The organism is Sphingopyxis sp. TUF1, from assembly GCF_036687315.1.
GTDB lineage: Bacteria > Pseudomonadota > Alphaproteobacteria > Sphingomonadales > Sphingomonadaceae > Sphingopyxis > Sphingopyxis kveilinensis.
In genome coordinates this window covers 3,040,212-3,057,738 of sequence record NZ_CP144683.1, presented here as the reverse complement: position 1 = coordinate 3,057,738, position 17,527 = coordinate 3,040,212, and the positions used below count along the sequence as shown (strand labels likewise).

Annotated in this window: 11 protein-coding genes and 1 tRNA gene; 6 read left to right on the top strand and 6 right to left on the bottom strand. The window is 65.1% G+C overall.

The features are described from left to right. Positions 1 to 27 precede the first annotated feature (27 nt). From VSX77_RS14345 to VSX77_RS14330, 4 genes are all read left to right on the top strand, one after another. Positions 28 to 1,956, top strand: coding sequence for a TonB-dependent receptor domain-containing protein (locus VSX77_RS14345; protein WP_338425285.1), 1,929 nt, complete (start codon positions 28 to 30; stop codon positions 1,954 to 1,956). Positions 1,957 to 2,152: 196 nt separating this feature from the next. Continuing rightward, positions 2,153 to 4,183, top strand: a complete 2,031-nt coding sequence (locus tag VSX77_RS14340; protein WP_338427280.1) for a TonB-dependent siderophore receptor — start codon at positions 2,153 to 2,155, stop codon at positions 4,181 to 4,183. Beyond that, positions 4,180 to 4,761: a hypothetical protein gene (locus tag VSX77_RS14335; RefSeq protein WP_338425284.1), complete on the top strand. Its 582-nt coding sequence runs from the start codon at positions 4,180 to 4,182 to the stop codon at positions 4,759 to 4,761. Before VSX77_RS14340 ends, VSX77_RS14335 begins: the two co-directional genes overlap by 4 nt. Then, the gene (locus tag VSX77_RS14330) at positions 4,758 to 6,113 is read left to right on the top strand and encodes a PepSY-associated TM helix domain-containing protein (RefSeq protein WP_338425283.1); all 1,356 of its coding nucleotides are present in this window, start codon (positions 4,758 to 4,760) and stop codon (positions 6,111 to 6,113) included. Before VSX77_RS14335 ends, VSX77_RS14330 begins: the two co-directional genes overlap by 4 nt. A gap of 11 nt (positions 6,114 to 6,124) precedes the next feature. Here the strand turns inward: VSX77_RS14330 and VSX77_RS14325 are convergent, their stop codons facing one another. The 3 genes from VSX77_RS14325 to VSX77_RS14315 all read right to left on the bottom strand — a co-directional run bounded on the left by VSX77_RS14325 (position 6,125) and on the right by VSX77_RS14315 (position 12,854). Continuing rightward, positions 6,125 to 7,576 (bottom strand): HD-GYP domain-containing protein, encoded by a 1,452-nt coding sequence (locus VSX77_RS14325; protein WP_338425282.1) that lies wholly within the window; start codon positions 7,574 to 7,576, stop codon positions 6,125 to 6,127. Positions 7,577 to 7,835: 259 nt separating this feature from the next. Next, positions 7,836 to 11,423, bottom strand: coding sequence for a class I SAM-dependent DNA methyltransferase (locus VSX77_RS14320; RefSeq protein WP_338425281.1), 3,588 nt, complete (start codon positions 11,421 to 11,423; stop codon positions 7,836 to 7,838). 42 nt (positions 11,424 to 11,465) lie between these two features. Then, a complete protein-coding gene (locus VSX77_RS14315) occupies positions 11,466 to 12,854 on the bottom strand; it encodes a helix-turn-helix domain-containing protein (protein ID WP_338425280.1) in 1,389 nt (462 codons plus the stop codon). A 137-nt stretch (positions 12,855 to 12,991) separates the two neighbouring features. On the opposite strand from VSX77_RS14315, the gene VSX77_RS14310 reads away from it, so the two are divergent. Next, positions 12,992 to 14,584, top strand: coding sequence for an isocitrate lyase (locus VSX77_RS14310; protein ID WP_338425279.1), 1,593 nt, complete (start codon positions 12,992 to 12,994; stop codon positions 14,582 to 14,584). A gap of 146 nt (positions 14,585 to 14,730) precedes the next feature. Here the strand turns inward: VSX77_RS14310 and VSX77_RS14305 are convergent, their stop codons facing one another. Next, positions 14,731 to 15,717: a TerC family protein gene (locus tag VSX77_RS14305; protein ID WP_338425278.1), complete on the bottom strand. Its 987-nt coding sequence runs from the start codon at positions 15,715 to 15,717 to the stop codon at positions 14,731 to 14,733. Positions 15,718 to 15,783: 66 nt separating this feature from the next. Beyond that, positions 15,784 to 15,987 (bottom strand): hypothetical protein, encoded by a 204-nt coding sequence (locus tag VSX77_RS14300; RefSeq protein WP_338425277.1) that lies wholly within the window; start codon positions 15,985 to 15,987, stop codon positions 15,784 to 15,786. Between the two features lie 413 nt (positions 15,988 to 16,400). Between VSX77_RS14300 and VSX77_RS14295 the strand changes: the two genes are divergently transcribed. Beyond that, a complete protein-coding gene (locus tag VSX77_RS14295; RefSeq protein ID WP_338425276.1) occupies positions 16,401 to 17,198 on the top strand; it encodes a hypothetical protein in 798 nt (265 codons plus the stop codon). A 173-nt stretch (positions 17,199 to 17,371) separates the two neighbouring features. Here VSX77_RS14295 and VSX77_RS14290 read toward each other — a convergent pair. Next, positions 17,372 to 17,456: transfer RNA gene (locus VSX77_RS14290), tRNA-Leu, on the bottom strand. Positions 17,457 to 17,527 lie beyond the last annotated feature (71 nt).

Below are 17,527 nucleotides of genomic sequence, written 5' to 3'. Positions count from 1 at the left end.
AATCGAAATTGTCGCAATGGCTGCGGCATGATCCAGCACATTCTCCCCGTTCGCACCCTGTTCACCGCCACCGCGCTGCTTGCGCTCGCCGCCCCTGCGCTTGCGCAGCGGGTCGACGAAAACGCCGCGCTCGACGCCGAGGACGCCTTCGGGTCGAACATCGGCGGCGAGGGCCTGGGCATCTACGATCCCGGCGACGTTCGCGGCTTCTCGCCAACCGACGCAGGAAACGTTCGCATCGAAGGCCTTTATATCGACCGTCAGACCGAACTCACCAGCCGCCTCGTCGCGGGCAACCGCATCCGTATCGGCCCCACTGCGCTCGGCTATGCCTTTCCCGCGCCCTCGGGGATCGCCGACTATCGCATCCGCGCGGCCGAAGACGACGCCGTGCTCAGCATCGCAGCGAAGGGGGACAGCTTCGGCGGCTGGCTGGTCGAGGGCGACGCGCTGCTCCCGCTCGACGGCCGCGCGCTCGGCCTTGCGGGCGGCGCCGGCTTCTACCGCAACCAATATGCCTTCCGGAACAGCAACGATGTGCTCTCGACCTCGCTGTCGCTCGTCTGGCGCCCGAATGATGTCACAGAGATCAAGCCGTTCTGGAGCCGCATCGAAGTCGATGACGAGGAATCCTATCCGATCGTGATCGGCGACGGCCAGAGCCTGCCCGCGCGCATGACGCGCCGCCGCTTTCTCGGCCAGAACTGGGCGGATTATGAGGTGGAGCGCGTGACCTATGGCGCGCTCGGCCGCACCCGGCTCGGCGACTTCACGCTGCGCGGCGGCCTCTTCCGCTCGGCGAATATCACCACCGAAGGCTATACCCTGCTACTCGATGCCGCGCCGCCCGGCACGCTCGCCGCGCGAACGGTGACCGCGAACCCGCGCCGCTCGAACGCCTCGACCAGCGGCGAGATGAATATTGCGCGCGCCTTCGGAACCGGCAAGCTGCGCCACGAACTGCTGTTTTCGGTCCGCGGCCGCGCGCAAACTCGCTTCTATGGCGGGTCGGATCGCCGGTCGATCGCGCCCGCGCCTTTCGATGAGGAACTTGCGGTCGAGCGGCCCGATTTCATTTTCGGCCCGCGCACCGAAGACAAGGTCCGGCAATGGACCGCCGGGCTGGCGTGGCAGGCGCGCATCGACGGGTTCGCTCGGATCAACCTGGGTCTCCAGCGCACCGATTACAGCAAACGCGTGACGACACCCGCCGGCGCGCTCCCGCAATCGACCGCGAAACCCTGGCTGTTCAGCGTCGCGGCCGAGATCGACCTGGCCCCGTCGCTCGCGCTCTACGGCGGGACCGCGCGCGGGCTGGAGGAAAGCGACGTCGCCCCCGAAACCGCGGTCAACCGCGACGAAGCGCCACCGGCGATCCGTACGCGGCAGGTCGACGGCGGGCTGCGCTGGAAGACCGGCGCGATGACGCTGATCGGGGGCGGTTTCGCGATCGAGAAACCCTATTATGGCCTCGATCAAGGCAATCTCTTCCGCCGCCTCGGCACCGTCACCCACCGCGGCATCGAAGCCTCGCTCAGCGGCTCGCCCGGCGCCGGGCTTACTCTCGTAGCGGGAGGCGTGCTTCTCGACGCGACGCTCTCGGGCGAAGAGGTCGCCAGCGGCAGCATCGGCCGCCGCCCGATCGGCACCCCTTCGCGCATCCTGATCGGCACGATCGACTGGCGCCCGGCGCCGGTCCCGGCCTTATCGTTCGACATCGGCATCCAACATGCCGGCGGTCGTTACGCCGATGCCGCCAACATTGTCCGCGTCCCCGCACGCACCATGGTTGACCTCGGCGCGCGCTATCGCTTCCGCATAGGTGCCCTGCCCGCCGTGTTGCGCATTCAAGCAACGAGCCTGTTCAACACCTACGGCTGGAATGTGGAAGCCAACAATGCCTTCACTTACACCCCATCGCGCCAGCTTCTCGCGCGAATAGCCGTCGATCGCTGATCGCTCCAGCCCATTTCCCGGCAGGTTCCCGCTTCTTGCGGACGTCATCGATTTCGCCGCGCAAAAGCGCAGATTCACACCATAATGCCTCGAATTTTTAGATCCCTGTTGTTAATGAGACTGACTCGCATTAGACGGCGTCGCGACTCGTCCGAACAATCAGGGGAAAATCAAAGTGAAAATTGCGCGTATCGCCATGCTCGCCTGCACCGCGCTGGCCGGCGGCACCGCCTTTGCCGACGAGGCCGCTTCGGCTGCGATCGAGGATCAGGACCAGATAGTCGTCACCGGCTATGCGGGGACAAAGACCGATACCGCGCTTGTCGAACTGCCGCAGCCGGTCAAGGTCATCACCGCCGACCAATATGAGGCGCAGGGCGCGATCAGCATCAGCGATACGGTGAAATATGCCGCGGGCGTGCTCGCCAACCCCTATGGCCGCGACACGCGCGTCGACGGCTTCAACGTCCGCGGCATCGACGCGCTGCAGTTCCGCGACGGGATGCGCGACATCTTCTCCTACTATGCCAGCATCACCTCGGACCCCTATAATTTCGACCGCGTCGAAATCGTCCGCGGTCCGGCGTCGGTGCTGTTCGGCCAGGGCTCGATCGGCGGCCTCGTCAACCTCGTGTCGAAAGCCCCGGGCTTCGAAACGCAGGGCGAAATCAACCTCGTCTATGGCAGCTTCGACCGCAAGGAAGTGCTCGCCGACGTCAACCTCGCGCTGTCGGACAGCTTCGCAATCCGCGCCGTCGGCCGCGCGCGCGACGCGGGCACCTATGTCGACCATGTGCCCGACGACCGCGTGATGTTCGCCCCTTCCGTCCGCTGGCAGCCGACCCCCGACACCGACATAATCCTCACCGGCCTCTATCAGGAGGACGACACGGGCTCGACGTCGCAGTTCCTGCCGATCATCGGCACCTTCCGCCCCAACCCCGGCGCGCCGGGACCGCTCGACCCCTACACCTTCGTCGGTAAGCCCGGTTGGGACCGCTACGCTGGCCGTTCGCTGCAAGGCATGGCGAGCGTCACGCACGACTTCTCCGACGCGGTGCGGCTCAGCCTCAAGGCGCGCTATATCGACAGCGACCTTGAATATTTCACCCATTATGCGAACAGCTATTCGAACCCCACCGACCCCTTCGCCGCCGACCGCCGCACCATCGGCCTCTACGCCGACGCCAGCGACGCGCGGATGAACGTCTTTTCGACCGACAACAATCTCCAGTTCAATTTCAGCACCGGCGCCAATATCGAGCACAAGCTGCTCGTCGGCATCGACTACAGCTGGAACAAGGTCGGCAAGCGCGGTGTGTTCGGCTTCGAAACGATCGACCTCTACGACATCGATTATGACGCGCTGCTCACCTACGATCCGACCGGCCCGTTCGCCTATGATTCGCAGAAACAGCTCGGTGTCTATGTCCAGGACCAGATCCGCTTCTTCGACCGCGTGTCGGTCGTTCTCGGCGCTCGGCGCGACCGCGTGACCTCGTCGGCGGGGAACAAGGACAATGCGACGACCTTCCGCGCGGGCATCATCGGCGAGATCGGCGCGGGCTTCTCGCCCTTCGTCAGCTATACCGAAAGCTTCCTGCCGATCGCCGGACGCAACGAAAATGCCGACGGCAGCGTCGGCGATCCGTTCCGCCCGCAGACCGGCGAACAATGGGAAGCCGGGATCAAGTGGAACCCGCGCCCTGGCACACTCGTCACCGTCACCGGCTTTCGCGTCAAGGAACGCAACCGCGTGCTCTATCTCGCGGGCGGCGGCACCGCGCAGTCGGGCGAGCTGACCACCAAGGGCGTCGAGGTCGAGGCGAGCCACACGCTCCCCGGCAATTTCGACCTGCTCGTCAATTACGGCTATAACAAGCTGAAGTCGGAGGTGAATACCGACCTCGACTATCTGCCGCGCCACATCGCCTCGATCTGGTCGACCAAGACCTTCGGGCTGGTCGATGAAGCGCAGCTGCGGCTCGGCGCCGGGGTCGTCTACACGGGCAAGCGCCGCTCGACGGGGCCCGCCTGGTCGCTGGTCACCCCCAGCTATACGACGGTCGATGCGCTCGCCGAGATCAACTGGAACAACTGGCGTTTCGCGGTCAACGCGACGAACCTGCTGGGCAACAAGTTCTTCGCATCGTGCCTCGCGCGCGGCGACTGTTTCGTCGGCGCGCCGCGCAATGTGATGGCGACCGTGGGCTACCGCTTCCGGTGAGCGCGACCGCGCCCCTCGTGTGGATCGGCGCCGCGGCAACGGTCGCCGCGGTGCTGCAACTCCGCCGCGCGTGGAGCCTGCCGCGCCGCTCGGCGATGCAGAACGGCATCGGCTGGGCGCTGATGCTCGCGGGCGCAGCGCTCGCGCTCGCCGGCGACGGCGCGTGGGGGCTCGCGGTCGCCTCGCTTTTCGCCATGACCGCCGCCGCTTTGCTGCTTGCGCACGCCGGCTGGACCGCCCCCGCCAGCAAGGCGCGCGCGTCGGACCGCAAGGCGCATATGCTCCCCGAAGCGGGCGAGCCCCGACACCTCGGCCGCCGCCTGCTGACCTTCCTCCTCACCGTCCCGCTTGCCTTCGCCGCGTCGCTGCTCGCCGCACTTGGCGCGCGCGCGCTCGCGGGCCTCGCAGGGTGGAGCGACGCCGACGGCAATGCGATGACGCTGCTGCTGCTCCCGCTCCTCTGGGGCATCCTCGCCTTCGCGCTGCTCATGCTGCCGCGCCGCCGTTCGCAATATATGCTGCTCGCCATCCCCGCCGCCGCCGGCCTCGGCCTGATCTTCATCGGAGGCGCTCTGTGACGCTTGCCATTTCCAAGGACGCGGTGCAGCGCGCGCTGTCGGGCCACGCCGCGATCGGCCTGCTCGCCTCGGCGCTGCTCTACCTCATCTGCCTCACCGGCACCGTCGTCGTTTTCTATCAGGAATGGCAGCGGATCGAGCAGCCCGGCGCCCCCGAAATGGCGGCGATCGCCCCCGATGCCGTCCAGCGCGCCGTCGCCGCCGTCCTCGCCACCGAAAAGGACAAGCCCGGCACGACGCACCTCTATGTCCACATGCCCGTCGAAGGCCTGCCGCGCACGACGATCACCACCGACCATCAGGCGTTCCATATCGAACCCGATGGCCGCATCTGGGGCCGCGAGGAGGTCGCCTGGGCCGATTTTCTGCTCGGCGCCCATTATGCGCTCAACATCCCCGGCCTCGTCGGAATGACGATCGTCGGCATCTTCGGGGTGATGATCGTCGCGCTGGCGCTGTCGGGCGTCGTCGCGCACCCGCGCATCTTCCGCGATGCCTTCCGCCTCCGCGCGCGCGACAATCACGGCGTCGGACTCGCCGACTGGCACAATCGGCTGAGCGTCTGGACCCTGCCCTTCTCGCTCGCGATTGCGCTCACCGGCGCGATGATCGGCCTCGGCGTCGTCGGCGCCTATGGCCTCGCCGCGGCTTTTTACAAAAATGACGTCGAGGCCGCCTATGCGCCGATCTTCGGCGAAGAAGCCGCGCCCGACGCCGCCCCCGCCCCGCTCGCCAATGTCGCCGCGCCGCTCGCCTGGCTGGCAAAGAATCGTCCCGACGTCCGCCCGACCTATATCATCCTCCACGATCCGCAGACGCGCGGCCAGCATATCCAGCTGATCGCCGAACATCCGCGCCGCCTGATCTACGGCGAAACCTATGAGTTCGGCGCAGACGGCAGCTATCATGGCAAGGTCGGCCTGTCCGACGGGCATATGGGGCAGCAACTCGCCGCCTCGACCTATAATCTTCATTTCGGCAATTACGGCGGCCTGCCGGTCAAGCTCGCCTATATTATCTTCGGCCTCGCGCTCACCATCGTCGTCGCCACGGGCACGTCGATCTGGCTCGGCAAGCGCCAGCGGCGCGGCCTCCATGAACCACGGCTCCGCGCGGGCTGGGACGGCGTCATCTGGGGCGTCCCGCTGGCGCTGACGCTCACCTTCCTCGCGCGCATCCTCGTCGGCAATGGTGCGCCGCTCATCGCAATCTTCTGGACGCTGACGATCGCGATCCCGCTGCTCGCGATCATGCGCCCCCGTCCGCGCCCGAAAGCGCTGCTCCAGCGCCTGCTCGCCGCAGCGCTGATCGCCACGACCCTTGTCGCGATGGCCCAAGCCGCGGCGGCCTGACCTTCGACGTTTCAGGCGGCGGCGGGTGCATCCCCCACCGCCGGCTCGGTCAAAACCCGCATCCGCATCGCCTCCCAGTCGGGAAAGCGCCAGAAGGTCGGACTGTCGCGCCCCACGATGCGCGGATGCTCGGCCGACGGCGCGATCACGTGGTCAACCGGCGCGATCTCCGACAATGTCGCGCAATCGAAAAAGGCGCGCACGACGACATCCTCGCCCCCCTCGCCCGCGCTGCCCGCGACCAGCCCCAGCTCGCCCGTCGACAGCCGCACCAATGTCCCCACCGGGAAAATGCCCAGGCTGTCGGCAAAGCGGTCGAGCAGCACCGGGTCGAAATGCCCTGCCCACCCCTGCATCGCGGTCAGCGCCTCGCACGGGCTCCACGCCTCCTTGTACGGCCGGTTCGACGTCACCGCGTCATACACGTCGCAGATCGCCCCCATCCGCGCCGCGAGCGACAGCGCCTCGCCCGCCAGCCGCCCCGGATAGCCCGACCCGTCGACCTTCTCATGGTGCCGCAGGCACAGGTCCAGCGCCGCGTCGGGCACGCCGGGCGACGCGGCAAGCAACGCGTGCCCCGCAACCGGGTGCGAGCGCACCGACCGCATCTCCGCCTGCGACAGCCGCCCCGGCTTGTTCAGCACCGCATCGGCGACCGCGACCTTGCCGACATCGTGGAGCAGCCCCGCGATCCCCAGATCGTCGACTTCATCCTCCTCCAGTCCCAGGTGGCGCGCGAAATTGGTCATCAGCGCGCAGACCGCGACCGAGTGGAGATAGGTATATTCGTCCTTTTCCTTTAGCCGGACGAGGTTGATCAGCGCCTTGGCATCGCGCGCGATCGACGCCGCGATCGCGCGCGACAGCCGCGCCATCCGCCGCGTATCGACCGCGCGGCCCAGCCGCGCCGCGGCGAACATGTCGGCGACCCCCTCGCGCGTGCGCTCGATCGTGCGCCGCGCGCGGCGGCATTCGGCGGCATAACCGCGGCGACCGCGCGGCACGTCGCGCGCCTCGGGCTGCGGCGGGCCGAACGGCACGGCGGCGCGCGATCGGCCCTTGTCGCCTTCGAACAAGCGAGCGCAGTACCCCGGCGAAGGCCGGGGTCCAGGGCGGCCAGAAGCAGGCGTCGCGCCGTCACGCTCTGGGCCCCGGCTTTCGCCGGGGTACGCGGGTTTGCGCAAAGGCTCACGCAATGTTGCCGAGTTTGCCTCGGCCTTTTCGCGCCCGGGCGGCGGCGCCCCGCGTTCTGCGGTCCCCACCGCCGCTTCGCCGACGGGCACCAGGCTGCGGTCGACATCGATCACCAGCGCGTCGATGTCGGCCAGCCGGATCCGGCGCAGCTGCTCCGCGGTTTCGACGCGGAAATGCCGCCGCCAGAATGGATGATCGAACCACGAACCGTCAAAGGCGTGGATGAACATGCCGATCTCGGCGTCCTCCGGTCTGATTCGAACAAGCATATTTCGGTCCCACCGCGCCCCGTTAAGGACGCGCATGGTCAAGATACGGCAGGGGGCGTGTCATATTAAGCGGCGGGGTAACCATCGCCTTCCCGGCAAGGCGCCCGAAACGGCCGCTCTAACGTCTAGGGTCAGGACCCATGGCGCACATCACCGGCACTGCTGGGCTCGCCCGTCGTTTAGCGCGGCGTGCGCTCAATCGGCAACGCCTCCATTCCGTTCGTGTCGAGCGAAGTCGAGACACCCATGGACCCCCCGATCATTTGGGCAGGTAATAGCCGCGCGTCGCCTCGTCGCGCCGCGCGGCGCCGGTCGCGACCAGCGTTTCCAGCACCTGCTCGACGCGTTCGCGCCGTTTCGGCGTCGTCCGCCCGCCGAACGCCGCCGCCAGCACGGGCGCGGCGATCGGCGATTCGGCGCGTGCCAGCAGGTCGCGGACCGAGCGGATCTGGTCCAGCCCGTCGCTCGGCCATTTGACCGCCTCGACGCGCACGACCTCGCCCAGATCGGCCTCGACCTGCACCGCGCCCTTCACCTTGGCGGCCAGCCGCGGCTTCTGGAAATCGGGGCGCAGCCAGTGGACCACCCCCGCCTTCTCTTCGCCCGCGCGTTCCTGATTGAGCGCGACCAGCCGGACGAGCAATTCCTCTTCCGCCGCCTCCTGCTCCGCGCTCTTGTGCGTGCTGGGCGTCGTCCCGCCGGGCTTGCCGACCAGCGCTAGGCCCAGGTCGCTCCAGCCATAGGCGGCAAAGACTTCGCGGTCGATTTCGTCGTGCAGTTCCTTCAGGATCGCGATCTGCCCGGCGTCATAGGTGTCGCGCTCGGCATCGGTCAGCGGATCGCCGATCCCCGCGTCCAGCTCGCGCACCCGCTCCAGCGCATTGTACAGCCCCGTCATCGTCAGAAAGTCATGCGCCGCCAGCCGCTCCTTGCGAAAGGCGTCGAGCCGTTCGCCGAGTTCGGTCAGACGGCGAGATGGGTTCAGGGGGAATGGGAAAGGATCGAAGCACTTCGTCTTATTATAGCGAGGGCGATCTTCCAGCGTTCCTCCCGTTGTGAGAGCCCAGTGAACATGCAGGCGCGAGGAAAGGATCGCAAGATGATCGGCTGCGTCTGAGCCGATCGCTAAGAGCATATTGTCGGCACGCGTTGCGGCATCCAGGAACTGAAAAAAGCGATGTTTGGCGGTTTCACCAGTTGCGAGATAACGACCAATTCCTGCTGTATATTCGCGGAAGAGTGGAGCCGTTTCTCCAAACAACCACCAGTTGTTACGGCGAACTGCTCGATTGTTCTGGTCCCGCTCCGGTTTCACGCGATCAACGACGCGCTGATAGACAGCCGGAAAGCGATCCCTGACCTGCTCTGCTGTCAACCCAAATAGGTCGATCACCATCACGCCGCGCGGTCGCTGGGCTAGATCGCGTCCGTGCCGATAGTGAAGTATGTAGGCTTCCAAGCCCGGAACGCTGCCAAGCCCAAGACCAGCGGCCTCTTTGGGGGTTACGATAAAGCCTGCACCGTGAAGCTTCACGCCCGGGCTTGCTACAAGCTCATTCGCCAGCAAAGGCAGTGACTTTGACAGATCAGCACCGATACGTAGGTGCGAAGTTATCTTCCCTTCGGATTTATCCAGCTCCACCTTCGGCGCATCCGTGTTCAGCGCCGCCTCGCCGACCACCTCGGCCAGCACCCCCTCATGATTGCCCACCTGTGCGACTGTCATCGCGATCCGCACCGCCGCCTTGTCCGCCGATTTCATCCAGGGATGGTCGGGCACGGCATAGATCAGGCTCAGCGGGTCTTTGGCATTCATCCACCACTCGACCACGCGGCGGCTGAACGTCTGGGTGATCGAATTGGTGGTGATGAAGCCAAAGCGGCGCAGCGGGTTGACCGCGCCCTTCTTCGCGGGCTTGGCGGTCAGCCGCCGCGCCGCCTCGTCCCAGAAATGCATCACGAAATCGGCGCCGCCGGGCACATCGGGCCGCACCTTCCAGCACGCCTCGGCATAACCGTCGCCCAGTTCGGCGCGCATGTCCTTGCCGCCGATAAAGGGCGGATTGCCGACGATAAACTCCGCCTCGGGCCACGCCGCCCGGCGCGGTTTCACATAATGATAGGTTTCCTTGCGCGCCGTCTCGTCGGGCACTTCCTCGCCGGTGATCGGGTGCAATTTCCTGGTCACCCCGTCCCAGATGGTGATGAGGTTCCCTTGTCCGTCGCGCGCCAGTTCCCTGGCGTCATAGGCGATCAGCGCATCCTGATGCCGGATCGTGCCATAGGCGTTCAGGATCGGCTCGGGGATGTCCTTCACATCGACCGTCTTCAGCTGCCATTTCAGAAAACCGATCCACAGCACCAGATCGGCGATCGGCACCGCGCGCGGGTTCAGCTCCAGCCCGAAAAACTGCCGCGGGCTGACCGTTTCGCCGTCCAGCAACAGCTTCGATTCGCTTTCGCCCAGCGCGTCGAGCGCGTCGAGCACCTCGCCCTCCAGCCGCTTCATCAGTTCCAGGCTGACATACAGGAAATTGCCCGTGCCGCACGCCGGGTCCAGTACGCGTAGGGTACAGAGCCGGTGGTGGAAATCGCGCACCGCCTGCAACGCCGCGTCATGCGCGCCGCGTTGCCGCAGATCCTCGACCGCCGCCTTGACCTCTTCCCAATCGGCGCGCAGCGGCTCCATGATCGTCGGGATCACCAGCCGCTCGACATAGGGGCGCGGCGTATAATGCGCGCCCAGCTGCGACCGCTCGGTGGGGTCGAGCGCGCTTTCCAGCAACGTGCCGAAAATCGCCGGTTCGACATCGCCCCAGCGCCGCCTGGCGGCATTGTGCAGCTCCAATATGTCGTCCTGGTCGAGCTTCAGCGCGCGGCTGTCCTTGAACAGCGCGCCGTTGAACCGCTTGATCGATGCATTCAGGTGCGGCGCATAACCGCCGCTGTCCATCACCCGCCACAGGCTTTCCAGCGCGGGCGCGAAATGTTCGGGCGTGTCGATCATCTGGTGCAACAGCCGCTCGAACCCGCGATTGGGGATCAGGCGCTGCGCCTCATCCTCCGGCCCGACATCCTCGGCGAACATCGTGAACAGGCACCGCATCAGGAACTGCGCGATGTCGACCGGCGCATATTTCTTTTCCAGCCGTTTGGCGATCTTTGCCAGCCGTTCGGCGATGTCGCGCGTCACCTCTGCCGCGCGCAGCGTCGGGTTCAGCGTCTGCGGCGCGGTCCAGATCGCCGCCAGCCGTTCCTGCACCTCGGGCAGCAGCAGGTCGTCCATCGACAGGCGGTAGTTCTGCCGGTCGGGGAAATGGTCGTAATTCTTCCCCAGCCCCGAAAAATCGGCGTAAACCTCGATCACATTGCCGACATCGACGATCAGCAGGAAGGGCGGGTATCCATGATCGACCGGCAGCGCGCGGGCGTAATCCTCCGCCTGCCGCCGCGCCGCGATCATCACCTTGTCCCAGCTTTTGGTCCCGCGTTTGGCGTGACCCAGTTTCTGCGCGGTCTCGATCCCCGCCAGCGCCAGCTGCTCGCTCTCGATCGCCTGTTGCCGCTTCGCCGACTGTTTCGCTTCCAGCACAAAGCATCCGCGCTTGTAACAGTCGATCCGGCCCGTCGAACTGGTGCCGTTCGGGTGGCGGAACGTCACATTGCGTTCGAACACATAATCGTTGAACCGCGTTTCCTCGCGCGCAAACTCGGGCTGCGGCAGGCCAAGCGCGCCGGTCAGCCGCTCGACGAACAGTTGATAGTTCGACATTTCCGAACCGCCCGAAGGCTTTACCTCCGCGACCAGTTTCTCCAGCCGTTCGATGCTGATGTCCCCAACGCCCATGGCGTGGTGTTAATCGGCTATCGCAAAACTGGCTAGCGCGATTCAGTCCCCCGCAAAATCGAACGCGCTCGCCCCGCGCTCGCCATCCCTGAACCGCAGTGGTCTTCCCAGCGGCGGCATCGACCGTTGCACGCATCCCGTGCGCGTGCAGCGGCGGCACCCGAGGCCGATCGGCGTCGCGGGGCTGCGCATCAGGTCGATCCCGCGCGCGGCGATCAGCGGCGCCGCGACCTTGGCATCGACCCCGACGCACACGGCAAAGCGCGCGGGCGTGCCGCTGCCCGTCGCGCCCGGCGCCGCGACATTGCGGCTTTGCGTGAACCAGCGCGATCCATCCTCCAGCTCGACCAGATCGGCGATCACTTCGCCCGGCCGCGCAAAGGCTTCGTGGATGCCCCACAGCGGACAGCGCGCGTCGCCGTCGGTCAGCGGCGACTGGCTCGCCCCGGCGTACCGCTTGCTCCCCTGCCCCGCGCGGTCGATGCGCAGCATGAAAAAGGGCAGCCCGCGCGCGCCGACGCGCTGGAGCGTCGTCAGCCGGTGCGCAACCTGCTCGAACCCCGCGCCAAAGCGCCGCTGGAGCAGCAGCAAATCATATCCCGTCGCGTCGCATGCCCGCAAAAAACGGCTGTACGGCATCATCAGCGCCGCGGCGAAATAGTGGATCAGGTGCCGCTCGAACAGCCGCGCCGCCGCGCTCTCGGCAAATTCGGCGCCCGCGACCAGCGCGTCGATCTCGCCCTTCGCCTCGATCTGCGCGAGCGTCGCCGCCGCCTGAAAGGTCCGCGACGCGGGGCGCAGCAGTTCGCTCAGCATAAGTTGCCGCGCGTGCCAGTCGAGCCAGCGCAGCCGATCGGGCATCACGTCGGCGGGCAAAATGCGGATGCCGAGCTGGTGGCGCGTGCGCAAACGCTCTGAAATCGTGCCATAAAGGTCGCCGCCCGCCAGCCGCAGCTCGTCGGCCAGCTCCTCAGCCCGCGCGTCCAGATCGGGGAAATGGTTGCGCCATTTCTCGATCGCGCGGCGCACCGCGGCAACTTCGGGCGCGTCGCCGTCACTTTCGCTTGCCGCTTCGGGCGCCGCGTCGAACAGCCGCGCGAACGCCGCGGCGGTCGCGGGCGCGGTCTGAAGCCATTCCTCGACCTCCTCGGCGCCGATCCCCAGGTCGGCGAAGCGCGGGTCGGCGAGCCGGCGCTTGAGCCCAGCCGCGCCCCCCGGCACCTCCTCGCCGCCCAGGGTCGCGGCATCGAACGCAAAGCGTTCGGCCAGCTTTACCAGCACTGTGGCCGACAGCGGCCGCTGACCATTCTCGATCAGGTTGAGGTAACTCGGCGAAATGTCGAGCGCGTCGGCCATGGCGGCTTGGGTCATCCCCGCCTCGCGCCGCACCCGCCGCACCGCCGGCCCCGCAAACACCCGCCGCTCGCTCATTTTGTAACTTTCTTTACAATATTACATGTCGCTTTACACCTATTGGCCATATTTCACAAATATTATTGACAAATCTTTTCCCTTTTCGCGACACCTTCGCCAACTTCCACCCATCACCTCCGCACAAGGATACGACGATGGGTTATCAGGAAGACATGGCACAGGCCGGCCGCCTCATCCGCGACTATGACGGCACCTGGGACGGCATCAGCGGCGAAAGCGTCGCCCGGATGCGCGCCCAGAACAAGTTCCGCACCGGCCTCGACATCGCCCGCTACACCGCGCGCATCATGCGCGCCGACATGGCCGCCTATGACGCCGATCCCGCGAACTACACCCAGTCGCTCGGCTGCTGGCACGGCTTCATCGCCCAGCAAAAGATGATTTCGATCAAGAAGCATTTCGGCACCGTCAAGGGTCGCTACATCTATCTGTCGGGCTGGATGATCGCGGCGCTGCGCAGCGAATTCGGTCCGCTGCCCGACCAGTCGATGCACGAAAAGACCAGCGTTCCCGCGCTGATCGAGGAAATCTACACCTTCCTCCGCCAGGCCGACGCCCGCGAGCTCGGCATGCTGTTCCGCGATCTCGACGCCGCGCGCGCCGAGGGCGACGAGCTCAAGGCGAAACAGGTTCAGGCCGCGATCGACAATCACGAAACGCACGTCGTGCCGATCATCGCCGACATCGACGCGGGCTTCGGCAATGCCGAGGCGACATACCTCCTCGCCAAGAAGATGATCGAGGCCGGCGCCTGCGCGCTGCAGATCGAAAATCAGGTCTCGGACGAAAAGCAGTGCGGTCACCAGGACGGCAAGGTCACCGTCCCGCACGAGGATTTCATCGCGAAAATCCGCGCCTGCCGCTACGCCTTCATGGAACTCGGTGTCGAGGACGGCATCATCGTGACGCGCACCGACAGCCTCGGCGCCGGCCTGACCAAGCAGATCGCCTTCTCGAAGGAACCCGGCGACCTCGGCGACCGCTACAACAGCTTCCTCGATTGCGAAGAAGTCGACGGCGCGGGCAACCCCGGCGACGTGCTGATCAACCGCGACGGCAAGCTGATGCGTCCGAAGCGCCTGCCCTCGAACCTCTATCAGTTCCGCCCCGGAACCGGCGAGGACCGCTGCGTGATGGATTGCATCGCCAGTCTCGAGAACGGCGCCGACCTCTTGTGGATCGAGACCGAAAAGCCGCACATCGAACAGATCGCGGGCATGGTCGATCGCATCCGCGAAGTCTTCCCGAATGCGAAGCTTGCGTACAATAATTCACCGAGCTTCAACTGGACGCTGAACTTCCGCCAGCAGGTGTTCGACAGCTGGCAGGCCGAGGGCAAAGACGTCAGTGCCTATGATCGCGCCAAGCTGATGAGCGTCGATTATGACGGCACCGAGCTCGGCGAAGAAGCCGACAACCGCATCCGCACCTTCCAGCGCGACGCAGCAAAGCGGGCGGGCATCTTCCACCACCTCATCACCCTGCCGACCTATCACACCGCGGCGCTGTCGACCGACAATCTGGCCAAGGAATATTTCGGCGACGAAGCGATGCTGGGCTACGTCAAGGGCGTCCAGCGCGCCGAAATCCGTCAGGGCATCGCCTGCGTGAAGCACCAGAATATGTCGGGCAGCGACATCGGCGACGACCACAAGGAATATTTCGCTGGCGAAGCAGCCCTGAAGGCTGCTGGCAAGGACAACACGATGAACCAGTTCGCCGCTTAAGCGAGTTCGGCGCGAGGGGCCCGTTGCAACCCCTCGCGCCAACCCTCTTGGCGCGGGACGCCTTTGCAAACTCGTCCCGCGCCTCCCGAGCTTTCCTGGGGAGGAAAGCCTGTCCGCCGGAAGCCGCAAAGCTTCCGGCGGGCATTTTATTGAGGCAAGGGCACTTCCTCGTCGCGCGTCTTGATCAGCGACCAGATGATACCGCCCGCGATCAACGCCACGGTCACGCCCAGACTGACAAGCGGCGGGAACTTGTCGCCACCTAGTATAAAGTCGGCGACAAATATCTTCGACCCGATGAATACCAGCACCAGCGCAAGCGCATATTTAAGGTAATGGAAGCGGTGAACCATCGCCGACAAAGCGAAATACAGCGCGCGCAGCCCCAGGATCGCCATGATGTTCGACGTGTAGACGATGAACGTGTCGGTCGTGATCGCAAAGATTGCCGGCACGCTGTCGACCGCAAACACCAGGTCGGCCAGATTGATGACAACGAGCGCGAGGAACAGCGGTGTTGCTGCGAGGATCAGCTTGCCCGTCTTCCCGTCGGGCACGCGGACGAAGAACTTCTCGCCGTGCAACTCGTTGGTGATCGGGATATGCCGAGACAGCCACTTGACCACCGGGTTCCCCGCCACGTCCATCGGCTTTTCGCCCGCGAACAGCATCTTGATCCCCGTGAACACAAGGAAGGCCGCGAACACATAGAGCAGCCAGCCATATTCGGTGACGAGCGCCGCGCCTCCCGCAATCATGATCCCGCGCAGCACGATCACCGCGACGATACCCCAGAGCAGCGCGCGATATTGATAGCGCGGCGGAATCGCGAAGGTCGTGAAGATCAGCGAGATGACGAAGATATTGTCGATCGACAGCGCCTTCTCGATGAAGAAGCCGGTGTAATATTGCAGCCCCGCCTCGCCCCCTTTCGCGGCCCAGACCCACGCACCGAACGCGAGTGCGATTCCAATGTAGAGCGCCGAGAGCTTCAAGCTTTCGCCGATTCCCATTTCCTTGTTTTCCTTGTTCAGGATGCCAAGGTCGAAAGCCGTCAGCGCGATAACGATCGCGATAAAGGCCAGCCAAAACCAGGCCGGGGTGCCCAGCCAGTCAGCAAACAGAAATTCCATGGTCTTTTCCCTGGATATGCCGCGCGGGCCGCCGTTCGACAGCGCGCGCGGCGCGTGATCTGAAGTCTACAGGGCGAGCGCTGCGCGGGCCGACGGGTTTAGGGACCGCAAGGTCAGCGCGGCCAACCGCTCTTTAACTGCAAGCTTCAGCGTCTTTAGCCGGAGCAGCCGAAACGGGCTGGCGCTTTGACGCCGTGCTTCGCGCCGTTCGGCTTCGGCAAGCTGGCGATGGAGCAGAGCCAGACGATAGAAATTAGGATGAAAGATCATCGAAAAGGGCCTCCTGATTGATAAATCAAGCAGGTGACGCCGATGCCGAACCCTCGAACAGGGGGAGGAAGGGCCAGAGCATCGGTGTCACCCGATGCGGTCCGACATCACGCAGCGGGAAATATCCCGCCGACGCCAGAGGGGCCCGGCCCGCACAATCGCTATTTAGGTGGAGCCCGTGCGGCTTGCAAGTCCCCCCGTCATTGCGCGCGAAGATGCAGTTGCGAGACCCACAGCGCAAAAATCCCGGTTTCCTATGACCTACAGCTGCGTCAGCTCGAACCATTCGGCAAGATAACGTCGCTTCGTCTTGTCATACGCACGGTTCATCAGTCTTGGCGTAGCTCCTGACGCTTCATACGCGTTCAAGATTCATCGTTCCAATCCCCATTATCTCAAGGAGATCGTAAGCAATGCGGAAATTCGCAGGCTTTGTCGCAACTCTTTCTCTTACCATGGCAGCTGTTGCCGCGGCGCCGGCGGTTGCGCAGGATGCCGCCTCGGCGGCGGTGAATCTCTCGGTCGGAACCAAGGTCTTTGATTCCGAAGGCGTCGAGCTCGGCTCCGTTACGACCGTACAAGGCGCGAATGTCATCGTTGATCTGGGCTACGGCAAGCAGGTCACCCTCCCCAGCGCATCCTTTGGTATGCTTGAAAAAGGCCCGACCATCGGCGCGACCAAGGCGCAGGTTATGGCGGCCGTCGATCAGGCCGCAGCCGCAGGCGAAGCGCAGCTGACCGCAGCGCTGCAACCTGGTGCCGACGTGCGCAGCGCGAACGGCACCGCGGTGCTTGGCAAGGTGAAGCTTGCGGATGCCGAGGGGGTCGTGCTGACGACGCCGAGCGGCGAAGTCAAACTGCCGCGTAACGCATTTTTCATGGGCCAGGCTGGTCTTCAAACCAGCTTTACCGCCGAGCAGTTCGCAGCCGCAATGAAGGAAGTAAATACCGCCGCCGCTGCCGATGATGCCGCGGTTGCCGCCGCACTCGTCACCGGTGCCGAAGTTCGCAGCCTCAAAGGCGCAGCAGTGCTCGGCAAGGTGAAATCCGCAAGCGCCGAAGCTGTGGTGGTCACTACACCCGCCGGCGAAGATGTTAGCCTGCCGCGCGACGCCTTTCTGATGTCACCATCCGGACTCGCAGCGGCATATACCGCAGAGCAATTCGCGGAGGCGGTCACGCAGGCCACTGGCGGTCGGCCAGCCAACTGAGCATTTCAGAGATTCTGAGAAAAAAGGGCGCTGATGCATTACTTCAGCGCCCTTTTTTAATCCTGATTGTTGCCCATCGCCGGTAACCTGCCCGAGCTTTAACGACCAGCGCCTATCGACGAGCACATATGTTGCGATAACCAGAAACTCTGTGCCGTCGACCTCGACAGCTTTGGTGCCCCTGGCCGGACTCGAACCAGCACTCCTTGCGGAACTCGATTTTGAGTCGAGCGCGTCTACCAATTTCACCACAGGGGCCCGTGGACGGCGACGGCGCGGACTTCGACTCCCCGCGCTCGCCGATGCGGGGCAGCCGTTGCCACAAAAAG

What these genes read in the sequence shown, in the direction of transcription:
- VSX77_RS14315 (WP_338425280.1), bottom strand. Translation starts at nt 12,854, where the DNA reads ATGAGCGAGCGGCGGGTGTTTGCGGGGCCGGCGGTGCGGCGGGTGCGG.
- VSX77_RS14300 (WP_338425277.1), bottom strand. Translation starts at nt 15,987, where the DNA reads ATGATCTTTCATCCTAATTTCTATCGTCTGGCTCTGCTCCATCGCCAG.
- VSX77_RS14295 (WP_338425276.1), top strand. Translation starts at nt 16,401, where the DNA reads ATGCGGAAATTCGCAGGCTTTGTCGCAACTCTTTCTCTTACCATGGCA.
- VSX77_RS14320 (WP_338425281.1), bottom strand. Translation starts at nt 11,423, where the DNA reads ATGGGCGTTGGGGACATCAGCATCGAACGGCTGGAGAAACTGGTCGCG.
- VSX77_RS14325 (WP_338425282.1), bottom strand. Translation starts at nt 7,576, where the DNA reads ATGCTTGTTCGAATCAGACCGGAGGACGCCGAGATCGGCATGTTCATC.
- VSX77_RS14305 (WP_338425278.1), bottom strand. Translation starts at nt 15,717, where the DNA reads ATGGAATTTCTGTTTGCTGACTGGCTGGGCACCCCGGCCTGGTTTTGG.
- VSX77_RS14310 (WP_338425279.1), top strand. Translation starts at nt 12,992, where the DNA reads ATGGGTTATCAGGAAGACATGGCACAGGCCGGCCGCCTCATCCGCGAC.
- VSX77_RS14340 (WP_338427280.1), top strand. Translation starts at nt 2,153, where the DNA reads ATGCTCGCCTGCACCGCGCTGGCCGGCGGCACCGCCTTTGCCGACGAG.
- VSX77_RS14345 (WP_338425285.1), top strand. Translation starts at nt 28, where the DNA reads ATGATCCAGCACATTCTCCCCGTTCGCACCCTGTTCACCGCCACCGCG.